The sequence below is a fragment of the Serratia sp. ME47 genome, assembly GCF_903970925.1.
GTDB classification, from domain to species: domain Bacteria; phylum Pseudomonadota; class Gammaproteobacteria; order Enterobacterales; family Enterobacteriaceae; genus Serratia; species Serratia ureilytica.
In genome coordinates, this window is sequence record NZ_CAJCKE010000028.1 from 50,488 (window position 1) to 64,929 (window position 14,442).

Consider the following 14,442-nt stretch of genomic DNA (forward strand, 5'->3'; position numbering starts at 1 on the left):
CTCAGGCGGCCAGCGTGGCGCCGCCGTCGATCACGATGTCCTGCATGGTGATGTGGCTGGCCAAATCCGAGGCTAGGAACAGCACCGCGTTGGCGATTTCGTCCGGACGCGCGATTTTACCCAGCGGGATCCCCAGCTTGAACATCTCGGGGAAGCCGGCAATGGTGCGTTGCTGCGCATCGTCGGTCTGCCACATGCCGCGCTGCATCGGCGTGTCGGTCGAGCCCGGCGACACCAGATTGCACCGCACGCCGAACGGCGCCATCTCCAACCCCACGCAGTGGTTCAGGCTGGTCAGCGCCGCCTTGGAGGCGCAGTAGGCCGCCATCTGCGCGCGCGGCACGTGCGCGGCGTTGGAGCCGATGCTGACGATCGCCCCGCTGCGCTGCGCCTTGAAGTGCGGCAGCACGGCGCGGAACAGGTAAAACGCCCCCGAGGCGTTGACGTTGATGCACTGGTGCCAGTCATCCACGCTCAGATCTTCGGTATTGCCCATGCGCAGAATGCCGGCGGCGTTGACCAACACGTCCAGTCGCGGGTTCTCCGCCAGCTGTTGGCGGCACACCGCCTCCACCTGCTCCGGCCGGCTGATGTCCAACGTCACGCAGGGGTAAGGCAGATCCGGATTGGCGAATTCTCGGTCAAACCCCACCACCTCGGCGCCCTGGGTTAAAAAGTGGCGGGCGATCTGCTCGCCGATGCCGCGCGCCGCGCCGGTCACCCACACGCGTTTGCCGGTGAAATCCATCTGAATGCTCATGCGCGCACCGCCATCCGGGCGCACCGCCGGGTCATGTTGTTGTTCATCGTTGTCTCCTGCGAAAGGCTATGACGCGGCGCGGACTGCGCCGCAAAGAGGCCTACAGCGCGCCGCTGTTCAGGCCGAAAGCGTTGAGCATGGTGCCCAGTTTGGCGGTGGTTTCCATCCACTCGGACTGCGGCGTCGAGGCGGCGACGATGCCCGCGCCAGCGAACAGCCGCACCCGGTTGCCGCGCAGCAGCCCGCTGCGGATGACGATCGCCCACTCGCCGTCGCCGTTGGCGTCGCACCAGCCGACAATGCCGCTGAACAAGCCGCGATCGTGCGGTTCCAGAGCGGCGATCAGCTGGCGGGCGCTTTCGGTCGGGAAGCCGCACAGCGCCGGCGTCGGATGCAGCAGGCAGGCCAGCTGCATCACGTTGAGATCCGGATTCAGCAACTCGCCGCGAATGCGGGTGGACAGGTGCCACATGGTGCCGGTGCTGAGCAGCGACGGGCCGCTGGGTACGCTCAGGGTGGCGCACAGCGGCGTCAGATGCCGACGAATATCGTCGATCACCAGCTTGTGTTCGTATTTGTCTTTGGTCGAGCGCATCAGGCGCTCGCTGCCGAGGCGATCCTGCTGCGGATCGTCCTGCCGGCGCGCCGAGCCCGCCAGCGGATTGGTGTGGATCTCGCCGCCCTGCTTGCGGATCAGCAGTTCAGGGCTGGCGCCGATCAACACGCTGCCATCGGCCAGCGGCAGGGAGAAGTGGTAACCGGTCGGGTTCTGCACCATCAGGTTATTGAGGATCCGGTGGCCGGCCACCGGTTGTTCCAGCTCGATATCGAGGATGCGCGACAGCACCGCCTTGTCCAGCTTGCCTTGTTTAAAGCGGCTGACCGCTTCCGCGACCGCGTGTTTGAATCGCGGTTCATCTGGAATACTGGTGCAGGCGACCAGGCGATGCGGCTGTTGCAGCATCGGGCGCGCGGCGCGGATAAAGCTGTCGTTGGCGACGAATCGGCTTTCTTCAGGGATATACAGGCAGGAAGGCCGGCGCGTGTCGAACGGAATGGCGCCCACCACCACCGGGGCCGCCTGGCCGGCGGCTTTGGCGCGCGCCAGCGCCTGGCGAATATGCTGCGCCAGCGCGCTGCCTTCCTGCTCGCCGCCGAACGCCGGCGTCTCGATACGCTCAAACACGCCGTGGGCGGAGAGGGAACGGAATTCTGACCGGTACAAAAAGGTCGATTGTTCGGCGTACTCAAACCCGGAGAAGGTTTGGTTTTCTGTCGTCAGTGTCGCCACAAGACCACTCCTTTGTTGCGCCTCACCAATGATAATGTTTATGCGAATAATTATCATTAGCTGTAAAGGGTGGGTAAATTACACCGGATCCCCACCGTCGGTCAATCTCCGATGAATGAATCTTTCCGCACGCCGCGGCAAATTCGCGTTACGCCACAACAAGAAATAACACACTGTTATTATTGTGTTTTAGCAAAAAATAAAAGTCGTGACATCGTCACCTTCACGCCAAAACCGCCCGGCGAAACGCCGTCCGGCGCAGCAATGCGGCGTCAACGTGGTGAGCAGCGCCAATTCGAACGTCTGCCGCTGCGCATCCACCGCCACCATCCGCGCATCAAGAAAATCGAAATATCGGCGCACCTGCGGGTACAGCGCTTTGAACAGGCTCTCTTTGGCGGAAAACGTCAGCGTCAGCAGCTCGTTGAACGGCAGCGTTTCGCCCAGCAACGTCTCGCGCTCCACCGGTGAAACGATCGCGCTCCACAGCTCCTCCGCTCGCGCCACGGACAGCAGCGTCTCCACATCCAGCCCAACGCCGCCCAGCCCGCTCTCTCGGTGTACGGCGCACAGCGCGGTATGCGAATTATGGCTCAGCGCCCCGGCGATGCCCGGCGGCCACTGCGGCGCGCGATCTTCGCCGCGCGCCAGGGTGAAGTCGGCGAAACCGAGCGGCGCCAGCAGCTGCCGCGCCAGCACACGCCCGGCCAGATACTCCGCACGGCGTTTCGGCACCGCGCGCGCCAGGTGGTCCGGCAGCGTAAAGCCCGCCTCGGGAAAACTGTCGTCGCGATACTCCGCCAGCGCAAACTGGCAGCGCGCCACCTGGCCCGGATAGCCGTCCGGCGTGAAAAATTCGATATTGCGGATAAAAGTGGGCAACGGCGGTATCCATGATAAGCAGGCAGGCTGATGATGTTAGCCCCCGAAACGGCCTGCAACAATGACCCTGGGCAAAATAAATGGCGTTAAGTCCCGCGCGGAGGCGCGTTGGGCGAAGTGGGAAAAGGCCTCTCCCCCGCATTAGGGAGAGAGGCCGGGCATTACAAGATGCCTTTCATGGTCTTCTCGAAATCGCTCCAGGCGCAGAAGCCGTCTTTATCGATCGGGCAGCCTTTCAGCGCCAGCGTCACGCGCTGCGGCGGGGTTTGCAGCGTCAGCGGCGTCGCCTTGCGCAACTGCTCGGTGGACTGATAGACGTACTCGATCTTCAGCAATTCCCGGTCGTTCTGCGCGTCGCGCCAGCGCTGGAATACCAGTTTGCCGCCGATCGGCGTTTTCTCGTACTGCTGCGGCAGCTGATACGGCTGGAACTGCATGGCCGACAGCAGCGAGGCGATATTGGAGTCGTGGCCCACCAGCACCGTCAGCTTCGGCGCGTCCGGTTTACGCTCGCCCAGCAGCGCGTTGTTGATGTAGGTCAGCAGCGGCTTGGCGACGTTCTGCGCCACCACCGGCGAGGTGAACAGCGAATCCTGATAGCCGTCTTTCAACTGCGCCAGCTGCTGCCACTGGTGCGGCGTGGCGATTTTGCCCCAGGCCACCTCTTTCATCGGGAAACCTTCGTAGTACTGCAGCATAAAGGCGTCCACCAGCGAGTTGCCCACCCGCAGCGGGCCGGAGACGCCCGGCTCTTTGCCCGGCACCGCGCTCATCACGCTGGCTTCTTTGGTCAGGTCGCAGTGTTTGTCGGTCTTGCAGGCGGCGGAATCCTTGTAGTCGATGATCTTCGCCAACTGCTGATAAGAGGCGTCCAGCTTCAGCGATCCCAGCGCGGCGTTCATCGCCGCCAGCGCCTGCTGGTTGAAGGCCTCGCTGGTGTCGGTGATGATCGGGTTGAAAGTCGGATCCATCTCGCCCATCTTGTCCTGATGGTGCACGCTGACGTCGCAGCCGGGGAACGCGCCATTGCTGAAGAACTGCGCGGTGGCCACCGTGCGCTGCAGGCTGTTGGCGTAGACGTACACGCTGCCGGCGGTCGGGCAGCCCTCTTGCGGCAACAGGCCGGTCTGCTTCAGCCAGGCGTTGAAGTAGTGCCCCATATACACTTCCAGCACCCCGCCCTTGGTGGTCAGCTGGCCGCCCGGCGTTTCCCAGGCCGGCCAAGCCTTCGGCGTGGACTGCGCCAACACGCTGCCGTTGTTGGCCAGCGGCGCGCGCAGGTTATGGCGGCTCATCACCAGCACCTGTTCCAATTGATAACCGCCGGCGTCCGCCAGCGCGTTCCCGGTGAATAACAAAGGCAGGCACAGCAATAACGTTTTTTTTCTCATCCGCAGAGGCTCCCGGAAAATGATTATTTTTAAGGTGTTAGCGTTTGCCTGCGTATGATGGCGGGGTTAGTGTGACAAGTGTGTGACAGGGTTCACGGGAAAAGATCGTACCAGCGGCCACCGGGCGGCGGCCGCTGTGCGTCAACTCAGTACCACAGGCTCATGATTGGCCAACCGATCAGCAACAGCGCGGCGATGTACACCACGCCGAGAATGCCGCCCAGGCGCCAGTAGTCTTTCGACTTCACATAGCCGCAGCCGTAGATAATCACCCCCGGCCCGGTGGCGTACGGCGTCAGCACGCCCATGATGCCGATCGACAGCACCAGCAGCATCGACAGCTGCTCCATCGGCACGCCCGGCAACCCTTTGCCGACCGCCAGGATCACCGGCAGCATGGTGGCGGTGTGCGCCGACAGGCTGGCGAACAGGTAGTGGGCGAAGTAGAACACCAGCACCAGCGCCACCACCGTCATGTTCGGCGAGAAGCCGTCCAGGTGGGTGCTCATGGTCTGGGCGAACCAGTCGATAAAGCCGGAGCGCGTCAGGCCGTTGGCCATCACCACCAGCGTCGCCAGGTTAACCAGCGTATTCCAGGCGCTGGAGTATTTGGTAATGTCTTTCCACGACACCACGTGCAGCGCCAGCATCAGCGACACCGCCAACAGGCACACCGCGGTGGCGTCCAGCACCTTGCCGCCGAACACCCACAGGCACAGGCTGAGCAGCACCAGGCCGATCAGGGTGTACTCCTTGCGCGTCAGCTTGCCCATTTCCCCCAGCGCGGTATTCGCCCAGGCGGCCACTTCGCTGCTGTGGGTCACGCCCGGCTTGTAGAGGTAGTAGGAGATCAGCGGCGCGATGATCAGCAACAACAGGCCGACCGGCAGGAATGCCAGGAACCACTGCATCCAGCTGATGTGCACCCCGGCTATCTTGCCGACGAACTCGATGCCCAGCACGTTCGGCGCGGCGCCGGTGACGAACATCGAGGAGCTGATGCTGGTGCCGACCACCATCATCCACATCAGGTAGCCGCCGATGCGGCGCGAAGAGGGATCGTTAGGGAAGGAATCGAACAGCGGCGGCAGGTTTTTCACCACCGGGAACACCGTGCCACCGGTGCGCGCGGTGTTGGATGGCGTGAACGGCGCCAGCAGGATATCGATGATCACCACCGCATAGCCCAGCGTCAGCGTGCGCTTGCCCATGAATTTCACCAGGAACAGCGCGATGCGCCGCCCCAGCCCGGTGGCCTCGTAGCCCAGCGCGAAGATAAAGGCGCCGAACACCAGCCAGACGGTGGTGCTGGAGAAGCCCGCCAGCCCCCATTTCAGCGCCTCTTTACCGGCCTTGAAGCCCGGCTCCGCCAGTTCCTGCGCGCCGAACAGTACCCAGTTGGCGCTCAGCACGCTGACGGTCACCGCGATAAAACTGATGGCGGTGGCCGGGATCGGCTCCAGAATCATGCCGACGATCATCGCCACAAAGATGGCGAAATAGTGCCACGCCTGCGGCGGCATGCCGTCGGGCACCGGTATCAATAACAGGATCGCGAGCACCGCCAGCGGCGCTATCGCTTTCCAGATCTTTTCCTGGGTTTGGGACATAGGGACTCTCCTGAAGGCTTGGTTATTATTCTTGGGCACCCAGCTGCGCCAGCAGCCAGGTCACTATCAACAAGTCGGCGCTGCCGCCGGGGCTGAGGTTGCGGGCAATGCAGTCGGCATCGAAGCGCCGCAGGCGCGCCAGGCCCGCTTCCCCCGCCGAGCCGCCCTGCGCCAGCAGCAAGGCCGCCCGGCGCCGCAGCCAGCGCAGCCCGCGCAGGCCGCCGCGCGAGGCGACGTTGGTGTCATCGTTGTGGGCCATCAGCCACAGCAGGCTGTCCAGCAGCGCCCGCTGTTCGCCGCCGCCGGCGGCCAGCCGTTGCCGATACAGCGGCAGCGCGCCGTCAAGCACCAACCGAAAACCGGATTCCGCCTCGCCGCGCGCGCCGCTGAGGCCATACGCAGCGAACAAGCGCTGGCCGGCGGTCTGCCCGGCGTTGTTGCATCGCAGTTCGCTGTCCACCAGCCCTCGGCACATCGCCGCCACTTCGGCGCATAACGATGCGGCGCTGATGGCCCGGCCCTGCTGCTGCAGGCGGCCGAAGGCGGCGCACAGCAACCCGAGTGAGAACACGCTGCCCTTATGGGTGTTAATGCCGCCGGTGGCGCGAAACATCTGGTTTTCGCAGGCCAGGCCGAGCGGCCGCAGCCGCGCCAGCTGCCGCTCGGCCGGCAAAGCCGCGTCTTCCCGTCCGCGCTGGATAAAACGCGGCAGCCACACGCCGATGGCTCGGGCGCTGCGGTAGAAATGCCCAAGATCCATGTCGCGATGGGCGCCGGTGTTATGGCGATCCACCAACCCCGGTTTGGGCGTGAGGTTGACCTCCACCAACAGCGCGCGAAAGGCGGCGCGGGCGAAGTCGCAGGCCGGCTCGGCTCGGCGGGCGGGTGGATTAATCGGCAGAGATCGCATCGTTGAACATCCTTTCCATTTCTTGCAGCAGCTGCTCGCTGCCATGCCGCCGCTGGCGGGCGCAGATCTTGGCCGGTTGGCCGCACAGCAGGCAGCGCCGCGCCGGCAGGCCGATGTCGCGGCGCGACAGGATTCGCCCCTGCGCATCCAGCACGTCGATATCCCACAGCCGGCCGATCGGGCGGCTCACCTCCAGCTGCATGGCGCAATCTTTTACCCGTTGGGCGTCGGCGCGCAGCGCCACAAACCCTTCGCAGCCGGTGGCGAGCGCCAGCGCCTCGGCCTGCGGGCTCGGCCAGCCCTGTTCGGCGCACAGCCGCAGCAGCGCCGCCCACCCGAGGTTGAAGATGCCGCGCGTCAACGCGCTGTCCTTCACCGGGCCGGGCACCACCAGCGTCAGCACCAGCAGCGTGCACTCGTGCTGCGCCAGCCACGCCTGCTGGCGCGCCTGACGGCATTCGCGGCTGGTGAGCAGCTCCGGCAGGCTGACCGCACGTTCGGCGGCCAGTTGAGGATCGACGGCGGCCATCGGTTACTCCGCCACCTGATGCACCACGTCGATCACCGAGCCGTCGCGGTAGCGCACCACCGCCACCACCTTGTCGGTAAACGCGATCGGCTGCGGTTCGCCGGTCAGCTGCAGCGCGCGGGCGCGCAGCCAGTCGATGCTCACCACCTCAAGCCCGGCCTCCCGCAGGCGCTGCGCCAGCTCCGGCCGCGCCGGGTTGACGGCGATGCCGTGGTCGGTCACCAGAATGTCGATGCTGGAGCCCGGCGTGACGCAGGTGGTCACCTGCTCCACCAGCGTCGGGATGCGCCCGCGCACCAACGGCGCGACGATGATCGCCAGCCGCGCGGCGGCGGCGGTGTCGCAGTGGCCGCCGGACGCGCCGCGCAGCACGCCGTCGGAGCCGGTCAGCACGTTAACGTTGAAGCCGGTGTCGATTTCCAGCGCGCTCAGCACCACCACGTCGAGCCGATCGACCGACGCGCCCTTGGAGCTGAAGTTGGCGTACTGGTTGGCGCTGATTTCGATATGGCGCGGGTTGCGCGCCAGCGAGGTCGCCGCCGCCCGATCGAAGCTCTGCACGTCCAGCAGCTTGCCGATCAACCCTTTCTCGTGCAGATCCACCATGGTCGAGGTGATGCCGCCGAGGGCGAACGCGGCGCGAATGCCGCGGGCGCGCATCTTGTCCTCCAGGAACCGGGTCACCGCCAGCGAGGCGCCGCCGGTGCCGGTTTGCAGCGAGAACCCTTCGGTGAAGTAGCCGGAACCGGCGATCACCTCGGCGGCGCGGCGGGCGATCAACAGCTCGCGCGGGTTCGAAGTCATGCGCGTGGCGTCGGCGCCGATCTTGTCGGCGTCGCCCACCCGCTCCAACTGCACGATCAGATCCACCCGATCCTGCGCCAGGCTGGCGGGATGATGCGGATACGGCACCAGCTGCTCGGTCAGCAACACCACGGTGCCCGCCGCCTCGGCGTCCACCCGCGCATAGCCGAGCGAGCCGCAGCAGGCTTCACCGCTGTAGCCGTTGGCGTTGCCGAACTCATCGCAGGCCGGCACGCCGAGGAAGGCCACGTCTATCTTCAGCTCGCCGGATTCGATCAGATTGACCCGGCCGCCGTGCGAGTGAATTTGCACCGGCTCCGCCAGCAGCCCGCGCGATACGGCGTCCGCCAGCGGGCCGCGCAGCCCGGAGGTGTAAATGCGGCTCACCACGCCGTGGCGGATATGCTCAACCAACGGCGCATGGCAGTCGGTCAGCGAGCTGGAGGCCAGCGTCAGGTTGCGGAACCCCATCGCCGCCAGCGTCTCCATCACCTGATTGAGCGCCAGATCGCCGCCGCGAAATGCATGGTGGAAGGAGATGGTCATGCCGTCCTGCAGCCCGCTGCGGCGCACCGCTTCCTGCAAGGAGTCGCACAGCTTGAGATCGCGCGGTTTACGCGCCTGCAGATTGGCTTTGGACACGTCCTGATAGCCCGGCAGATCCGCCGGGTTGGCGAAGGTCATCAATCGTTGTTGGCGGTTCATCATGCTTCCTCCCCGTGCTGCGCCGGTTCTTCCCGTAAGCCGGACAGCGCGGCGCGCTCCAGCACCAGCCGGGCGCGTTCAATCACCGGGCTGTCGACCATTTTTCCGTTGAGCGACACTACGCCGCGCCCTTCCCGCTCCGCCGCTTCGGCGGCGTCCACCACCCGCTGCGCGTGCGCCACCTCTTTGGCGGTCGGCGCGTACAGGTTGTGCAGCAGCTCAATCTGGCGCGGGTTGATCAGCGATTTGCCGTCGAAGCCGAGCTGTTTGATCAGCGCCGCTTCCTGCAGGAAGCCGGCCTCGTTGTTGGCGTCGGAGTAGACGGTGTCGAACGCCTGAATGCCGGCGGCGCGCGCCGCCTGCAGCAGCGAGCAGCGGGCGAACAGCAGCTCAATGCCCTCCGGCGAGCGTTCGGTGCGCAGGTTGCGCACATAGTCTTCCGCCCCCAGCGCGATGCCGATAAGACGCGGCGAAGCGTGCGCGATCGCCACCGCGTTGGTGATGCCCTGCGCCGATTCGATCGCCGCCAGCAGCCCGGTGCTGCCTACCGGCCGGCCGCAGGCCGCCTCGATGGCGGCGATCTCGCGCTCCATGTCGACAACGTCCTGCGCGCTGTCGGTCTTCGGCAGGCGCACGATGTCCGCGCCGCCGCGCACCACCGCCTGCAAGTCCGCCAGGCCGTAGGCGGAATCGAGCGCATTGACGCGCACGATGGTTTCCACCTCCTGGTACAGCGGATGCTGCAGCGCGTGGTACACCAGCCGGCGCGCCGCGTCTTTTTCACGCAGGATCACCGAGTCTTCCAGATCGAACATCAGCGCATCGGCCTGATAGATAAAGGCGTTGCTGACCATCGCCGCGTTAGCGCCGGGAACGAACAGCATGCTGCGGCGCAGCCGGGTTTTATTCAGCGTTTTCATCTTTCGCCTCCCATGGCAGTTGGCCGCTCTCGCAGGCGCGCATCAGCGCGGTTTCCAGCCGGGCGCGCAGCACGCAGTCCAGCGCCCCTTTGTCGTCGACGATCACCTGCACCGGCTCCACCTCATAACGCTGCAGCACCTCCAGCAGGGTGCGGCGGATCGCCGTGCCGAACTGTTTTTCCACGCTGCTGGCGATCAACAGATCGTGCTGCGGCCCCTCGGCGGGCGCGATGCGCACCATGACATCGCTGGATTCCAGCGTGCCGGCCATTGCTTCTCGGATAATTTTCATCATTCACCTGATTGTGCGGACTCAAAAGGATGCGGGGCCGCCTTGGCCCGGCGCTGCGTTTGCAGATCCTGCAGGTAGTACAGGGTGTCCGGCGGCACCAGCGGCGCGGCGGCGTGGAAGTCCCCCGCCGCCAGCAGCTTGCGCACCCAGGAGGCGGAGATCGCCGTGCCCTGATATTGCAAACGCTCGATTTCCACCAGCGCGATCGGCGGGCTGGGCAGCGCCGGCGTTTCCAGCCAGTAGCGCATGTCGCGGTTGTACTTCGCGGTCACCGCGCAGAACGGCTCGTTGCCGACGAAGCGGTGGGTGATGCCCAGCGCGGGCGCCAGATACTGGCGGAAGATCTTCAGATCGATTTCGGTGTAACAGTCGTCGGCCACGCCCTGGTCCTTGATGAAGTAACAGGGGAAGGTGGCGCGCGAGATCACGTACTGCGAGCCTTCGTGTACCGTGAGGTTGGGGATGTCGGCGGTGCCGGCCAGCACCAGCCGGCGTCGATCTTCATAGCTGAAGCGCGAGGTGTTTTCCTTCACCAGAAACAGGTGCAGCCAGTCGCAGCGCTTGGCCGCCTGACGCACCAGATACTGATGCCCGCGGGTAAAGGGGTTGGCGTTCATCACGATACTGCCGATGGTGTCGCCCGGCCGACGTTGGCTCGCCAGCTGGGCGGCGTAGCGCTTCAGGCGGCACGGGCTGTTTTCCATCAGCACCACGATGCCCGGCACGGTGGCGATCGGGTAGAAACCGCACTGGCGGAACAGCGGCTCGTTCTGCACCTTGGTGTAGATAAACAGCTGGGTGTGGTGGCGCTCGTAGGCCAGGTTCACCAGCTCGGTCGCCAGCGCCAGCGCCAACCCTTCGCCGCGCATCAGCGGGCTGATGGCGACGCATTTGATAATATTGTCGGCGATGCCGCCGCAGGCGACCAATTTGTCGTGCTGGGTAACGGTAATAAATATTTCAACCGTGGTATCGATATTCAGATCGTTACTGCGCAAGAAGGCGCTTATTTCCGAAATCGCTTTATGATCCGATCGCTTTACCCGATTAAATACGGCATCGCCTAACATAACACGCTCTCTGGGTTAACTGGCAAACAACAAATGAAATACAAAAAGGCATTTTAATTGACATCGAAAATGGCAATTAAAACCTTAAAAACCATGAAGATAAAATCATCCTCTCGTTCGATAAACCCATGGTAAGCAGAAAAAAAACGCGGATTATTGACCTATTTCACAAACCGATCCCGGTTAATAAGTTATTTAATGTTCTTTATTTGCTTAATTAATCTTATGGTGTTTATTATTGAGATAATCTTTATTTGGTGCCGCAATTCACTTACATTCACTTAGCATTTTTATTGCAATTACGGGTCGCACTATGGAATGGCTGAACATCCTGATCGTTGAAGACGAAACGCCGCTGGCGGAGATGCACGCGGAGTTTATCCGCCAGAACGGCGGCTGCCGCCAGATTTGGCTGGCCGGCACGCTGGCGCAGGCGCGCGCCATGACCGACCGCTTCAAGCCGGATCTGATCCTGCTGGACAACTTTCTGCCGGACGGCCAGGGCATCACCCTGCTGCGCGAACTGACGCTGAGCGGGTATCGCGGCGGCATCGTGTTCATCACCGCCGCCAGCGACATGGCCACCGTGGCCGAGGCGTTGCGCTACGGCGTGTTCGACTACCTGATCAAACCGCTGGCCTATGACCGGCTGAGCCAGACGCTGCTGCGCTTCAGCCAGCGCCGCGAAGCGTTGAAGGACAAAGCGCGCCTCAACCAGCGCCGCATCGACGAGATGTTCAATACCTACGCCCGCGGCGAGCAGCAGGCGGCGCTGCCCGCCGGCATCGACGAGCTGACGCTGGGCAAGGTCCGCGCGCTGTTCGCCGAACCCGCCGCGCGGCACACCGCTGAAAGCGTTGCGCAAAAAATGGGGCTCAGCCGCACCACCGCTCGCCGTTATCTGGAGTTTTGCACCGCCGCGCAGCAGCTGCGCGCCGAGATCATTTACGGCAAGGTAGGCCGCCCACAGCGGATCTATCGCGCCGGCGAGCCGCATTAACGGTTATTTGATCGCCCTTGCAAGGTTGCGTGTAACCGCTTTACTTTTTATGCGCCGGTCAGCATCTTGGTGAGCATCACCTAGCCGACTGGACGATCGCCGATGCCTGCTGCGCCCCTAGCTTCCCTGACCGAGATCCTCGCCCGCCGTGACTGGCAAAACCCGGCCTGCACCCACTACCGCCGGCTGGAGGCCCACCCGCCGTTCGCCAGCTGGCGCACGGTGGAAGACGCGCGCGACGACGCCCCCAGCGCCAGCCGCCGATCGCTGAACGGCGAGTGGCGCTTCAACTATTTCCCGCGCCCAGAGGCGGCACCGGAGAGCTGGCTGCAGCAGGATCTGCCGGACGCCGCCCCGCTGGCGGTGCCGGGCAACTGGCAGCTCGCCGGCTACGACGCGCCGATCTACACCAACGTGCGCTACCCGTTCCCGGTCGATCCGCCGCGCGTGCCGGAAGACAACCCGACCGGCTGCTACTCGCGCGCCTTCAGCGTCGATCCGGCCTGGCTGGCCGCCGGCCAGACGCGCGTCATCTTCGACGGCGTCAACTCGGCGTTCTATTTATGGTGCAACGGCCACTGGGTCGGCTATTCGCAGGATAGCCGCCTGCCGGCGGAGTTCGATCTCAGCCCGTGGCTGCGGCCGGGTGAAAACCGGCTGGCGGTGATGGTGCTGCGCTGGTGCGACGGCAGCTACCTGGAAGATCAGGATATGTGGCGCATGAGCGGCATCTTCCGCGACGTCAGCCTGCTGCACAAACCCGCCGCGCACCTGAGCGATGTGCGCATCACCACGCCGCTGCATGACAGCTTTACCCGCGGCGAACTGGTGGTGACGGCGCGCGCCAGCCGGCCCGGCCCGCTGCAGGTGCAGATTCAGCTGTGGCGCGACGGCGCGCGGGTGGCCGAACGCACCCAGCCGCTCGGCAGCGAGATCGTGGATGAGCGCGGCGCCTATGACGATCGCGTCACCCTGCGGCTGCCGGTGGAGCGCCCGGCGCTGTGGAGCGCCGAAACGCCCGCGCTGTATCGCGCCACCGTCGCCCTGCTCTCGCCCGAAGGGGAGATTATCGAGGTGGAGGCCTATGACGTCGGCTTCCGCCAGGTAGAGATCAGCGGCGGGCTATTGAAGCTCAACGGGCAGCCGCTGCTGATCCGCGGCGTTAACCGCCACGAGCATCATCCGCGCCACGGCCAGGTGATGGACGAGGCGACGATGCGCCACGACATCCTGCTGATGAAGCAGCACAACTTCAACGCGGTGCGCTGTTCGCATTACCCCAACCACCCGCTGTGGTACCGGTTGTGCGACCGCTACGGGCTGTACGTGGTGGACGAAGCCAATATCGAGACCCACGGCATGCAGCCGATGAACCGCCTGGCTGACGATCCACTGTGGCTGCCGGCGATGAGCGAGCGCGTCACCCGCATGGTGCAACGCGATCGCAACCATCCTTGCATCATTATCTGGTCGCTGGGCAACGAGTCCGGCCACGGCGCGAACCACGACGCGCTGTACCGCTGGGTGAAAAGCCAGGATCCGACCCGCCCGGTGCAATATGAAGGCGGCGGCGCCGACACCGCCGCCACCGACATCATCTGCCCGATGTATGCTCGAGTGGATCAGGATCAGCCGTTCCCGGCGGTGCCCAAATGGGCGATCGGCAAGTGGATCGGCCTGCCGGAGGAGCCGCGCCCGCTGATCCTGTGCGAATACGCCCACGCGATGGGCAACAGTTTCGGCGGTTTCGAGCGCTACTGGCGCGCGTTCCACGCACATCCGCGCCTGCAGGGCGGCTTTGTCTGGGACTGGGTCGATCAGGCGCTGATCAAACGCGACGATCGCGGCGAAGAGTTCTGGGCCTACGGCGGCGACTTCGGCGACACCCCCAACGATCGCCAGTTCTGTCTGAACGGGCTGGTGTTCGCGGATCGCACCCCGCACCCGGCGCTGTTCGAAGCGCAGCGGGCGCAGCAGCTGTTCCGCTTCGCCTTCGACGCCGCCTCGCTGACGCTGACCGTCACCAGCGATTACCTGTTCCGCCACACCGACAACGAACAGCTCAACTGGCGGCTGGAGCTGGACGGCGTGGAGCGCGCCAGCGGCAGCTTCGATCTGGCGCTGCCGCCGCAGGGCAGCACTCGCTTCACCCTGCTCGACCGCCTGCCGATGCTGCATCAGCCCGGCGAGCTGTGGCTGAACGTGGAGGTGGTGCAGCCGCAGGCCACCGACTGGTCCGAAGCGCACCACCGCTGCGCCTGGGATCAGGGGCGGGGTG

13 protein-coding genes are annotated in these 14,442 nt (G+C 64.7%); 2 read left to right on the top strand and 11 right to left on the bottom strand.

The genetic code is table 11. The features are described 5' to 3' along the window. Position 1: 1 nt before the first annotated feature. The 11 genes from dhbA to citC form a co-directional block, all read right to left on the bottom strand. Positions 2-760 carry a 2,3-dihydro-2,3-dihydroxybenzoate dehydrogenase gene (gene dhbA / locus H7A77_RS21540; protein ID WP_039565253.1) on the bottom strand — a complete coding sequence of 253 codons (759 nt, stop codon included), beginning with the start codon at positions 758-760 and terminating at the stop codon, positions 2-4. A gap of 100 nt (positions 761-860) precedes the next feature. Further along, a complete protein-coding gene (locus tag H7A77_RS21545) occupies positions 861-2,051 on the bottom strand; it encodes an isochorismate synthase MenF (RefSeq protein ID WP_047025376.1) in 1,191 nt (396 codons plus the stop codon). Positions 2,052-2,240: 189 nt separating this feature from the next. Then, on the bottom strand, positions 2,241-2,933 hold the full coding sequence (locus H7A77_RS21550) for a 4'-phosphopantetheinyl transferase (RefSeq protein ID WP_042785751.1): 693 nt from the start codon (positions 2,931-2,933) through the stop codon (positions 2,241-2,243). Between the two features lie 161 nt (positions 2,934-3,094). Continuing rightward, positions 3,095-4,324: a bifunctional glucose-1-phosphatase/inositol phosphatase gene (gene agp / locus H7A77_RS21555; protein WP_043143150.1), complete on the bottom strand. Its 1,230-nt coding sequence runs from the start codon at positions 4,322-4,324 to the stop codon at positions 3,095-3,097. Positions 4,325-4,470: 146 nt separating this feature from the next. After that, positions 4,471-5,934 (bottom strand): anion permease, encoded by a 1,464-nt coding sequence (locus tag H7A77_RS21560; RefSeq protein WP_033643712.1) that lies wholly within the window; start codon positions 5,932-5,934, stop codon positions 4,471-4,473. Between the two features lie 25 nt (positions 5,935-5,959). Then, positions 5,960-6,844: a triphosphoribosyl-dephospho-CoA synthase CitG gene (citG, locus tag H7A77_RS21565; protein ID WP_182074626.1), complete on the bottom strand. Its 885-nt coding sequence runs from the start codon at positions 6,842-6,844 to the stop codon at positions 5,960-5,962. Then, positions 6,825-7,373: a citrate lyase holo-[acyl-carrier protein] synthase gene (gene citX, locus H7A77_RS21570; protein ID WP_033651845.1), complete on the bottom strand. Its 549-nt coding sequence runs from the start codon at positions 7,371-7,373 to the stop codon at positions 6,825-6,827. Before citX ends, citG begins: the two co-directional genes overlap by 20 nt. 3 nt (positions 7,374-7,376) lie before the next feature. Next, positions 7,377-8,882: a citrate lyase subunit alpha gene (gene citF / locus H7A77_RS21575; RefSeq protein ID WP_028130661.1), complete on the bottom strand. Its 1,506-nt coding sequence runs from the start codon at positions 8,880-8,882 to the stop codon at positions 7,377-7,379. Beyond that, positions 8,882-9,802 carry a citrate (pro-3S)-lyase subunit beta gene (gene citE / locus H7A77_RS21580; RefSeq protein WP_016927085.1) on the bottom strand — a complete coding sequence of 307 codons (921 nt, stop codon included), beginning with the start codon at positions 9,800-9,802 and terminating at the stop codon, positions 8,882-8,884. Before citE ends, citF begins: the two co-directional genes overlap by 1 nt. Further along, positions 9,786-10,094, bottom strand: a complete 309-nt coding sequence (gene citD / locus H7A77_RS21585; protein ID WP_016927084.1) for a citrate lyase acyl carrier protein — start codon at positions 10,092-10,094, stop codon at positions 9,786-9,788. The genes citE and citD overlap by 17 nt, the downstream gene beginning before the upstream one ends. Beyond that, on the bottom strand, positions 10,094-11,164 hold the full coding sequence (gene citC, locus H7A77_RS21590; protein WP_004940809.1) for a [citrate (pro-3S)-lyase] ligase: 1,071 nt from the start codon (positions 11,162-11,164) through the stop codon (positions 10,094-10,096). The genes citD and citC overlap by 1 nt, the downstream gene beginning before the upstream one ends. A 313-nt stretch (positions 11,165-11,477) precedes the next feature. Here citC and dpiA point away from each other — a divergent pair, with 313 nt between their 5' ends. Further along, positions 11,478-12,164 carry a two-component response regulator DpiA gene (dpiA, locus tag H7A77_RS21595; protein WP_033643717.1) on the top strand — a complete coding sequence of 229 codons (687 nt, stop codon included), beginning with the start codon at positions 11,478-11,480 and terminating at the stop codon, positions 12,162-12,164. Between the two features lie 102 nt (positions 12,165-12,266). Continuing rightward, the coding region (locus H7A77_RS21600) for a beta-galactosidase (RefSeq protein ID WP_182074627.1) at positions 12,267-14,442 on the top strand (2,176 nt) is incomplete at its 3' end.

Excerpts from the sequence above, each read along its gene's own strand:
- dhbA (WP_039565253.1), bottom strand. The coding sequence starts at position 760 with ATGAGCATTCAGATGGATTTCACCGGCAAACGCGTGTGGGTGACCGGC.
- agp (WP_043143150.1), bottom strand. The coding sequence starts at position 4,324 with ATGAGAAAAAAAACGTTATTGCTGTGCCTGCCTTTGTTATTCACCGGG.
- H7A77_RS21560 (WP_033643712.1), bottom strand. The coding sequence starts at position 5,934 with ATGTCCCAAACCCAGGAAAAGATCTGGAAAGCGATAGCGCCGCTGGCG.
- citG (WP_182074626.1), bottom strand. The coding sequence starts at position 6,844 with ATGCGATCTCTGCCGATTAATCCACCCGCCCGCCGAGCCGAGCCGGCC.
- citX (WP_033651845.1), bottom strand. The coding sequence starts at position 7,373 with ATGGCCGCCGTCGATCCTCAACTGGCCGCCGAACGTGCGGTCAGCCTG.
- citF (WP_028130661.1), bottom strand. The coding sequence starts at position 8,882 with ATGAACCGCCAACAACGATTGATGACCTTCGCCAACCCGGCGGATCTG.
- citE (WP_016927085.1), bottom strand. The coding sequence starts at position 9,802 with ATGAAAACGCTGAATAAAACCCGGCTGCGCCGCAGCATGCTGTTCGTT.
- citD (WP_016927084.1), bottom strand. The coding sequence starts at position 10,094 with ATGAAAATTATCCGAGAAGCAATGGCCGGCACGCTGGAATCCAGCGAT.
- citC (WP_004940809.1), bottom strand. The coding sequence starts at position 11,164 with ATGTTAGGCGATGCCGTATTTAATCGGGTAAAGCGATCGGATCATAAA.
- dpiA (WP_033643717.1), top strand. The coding sequence starts at position 11,478 with ATGGAATGGCTGAACATCCTGATCGTTGAAGACGAAACGCCGCTGGCG.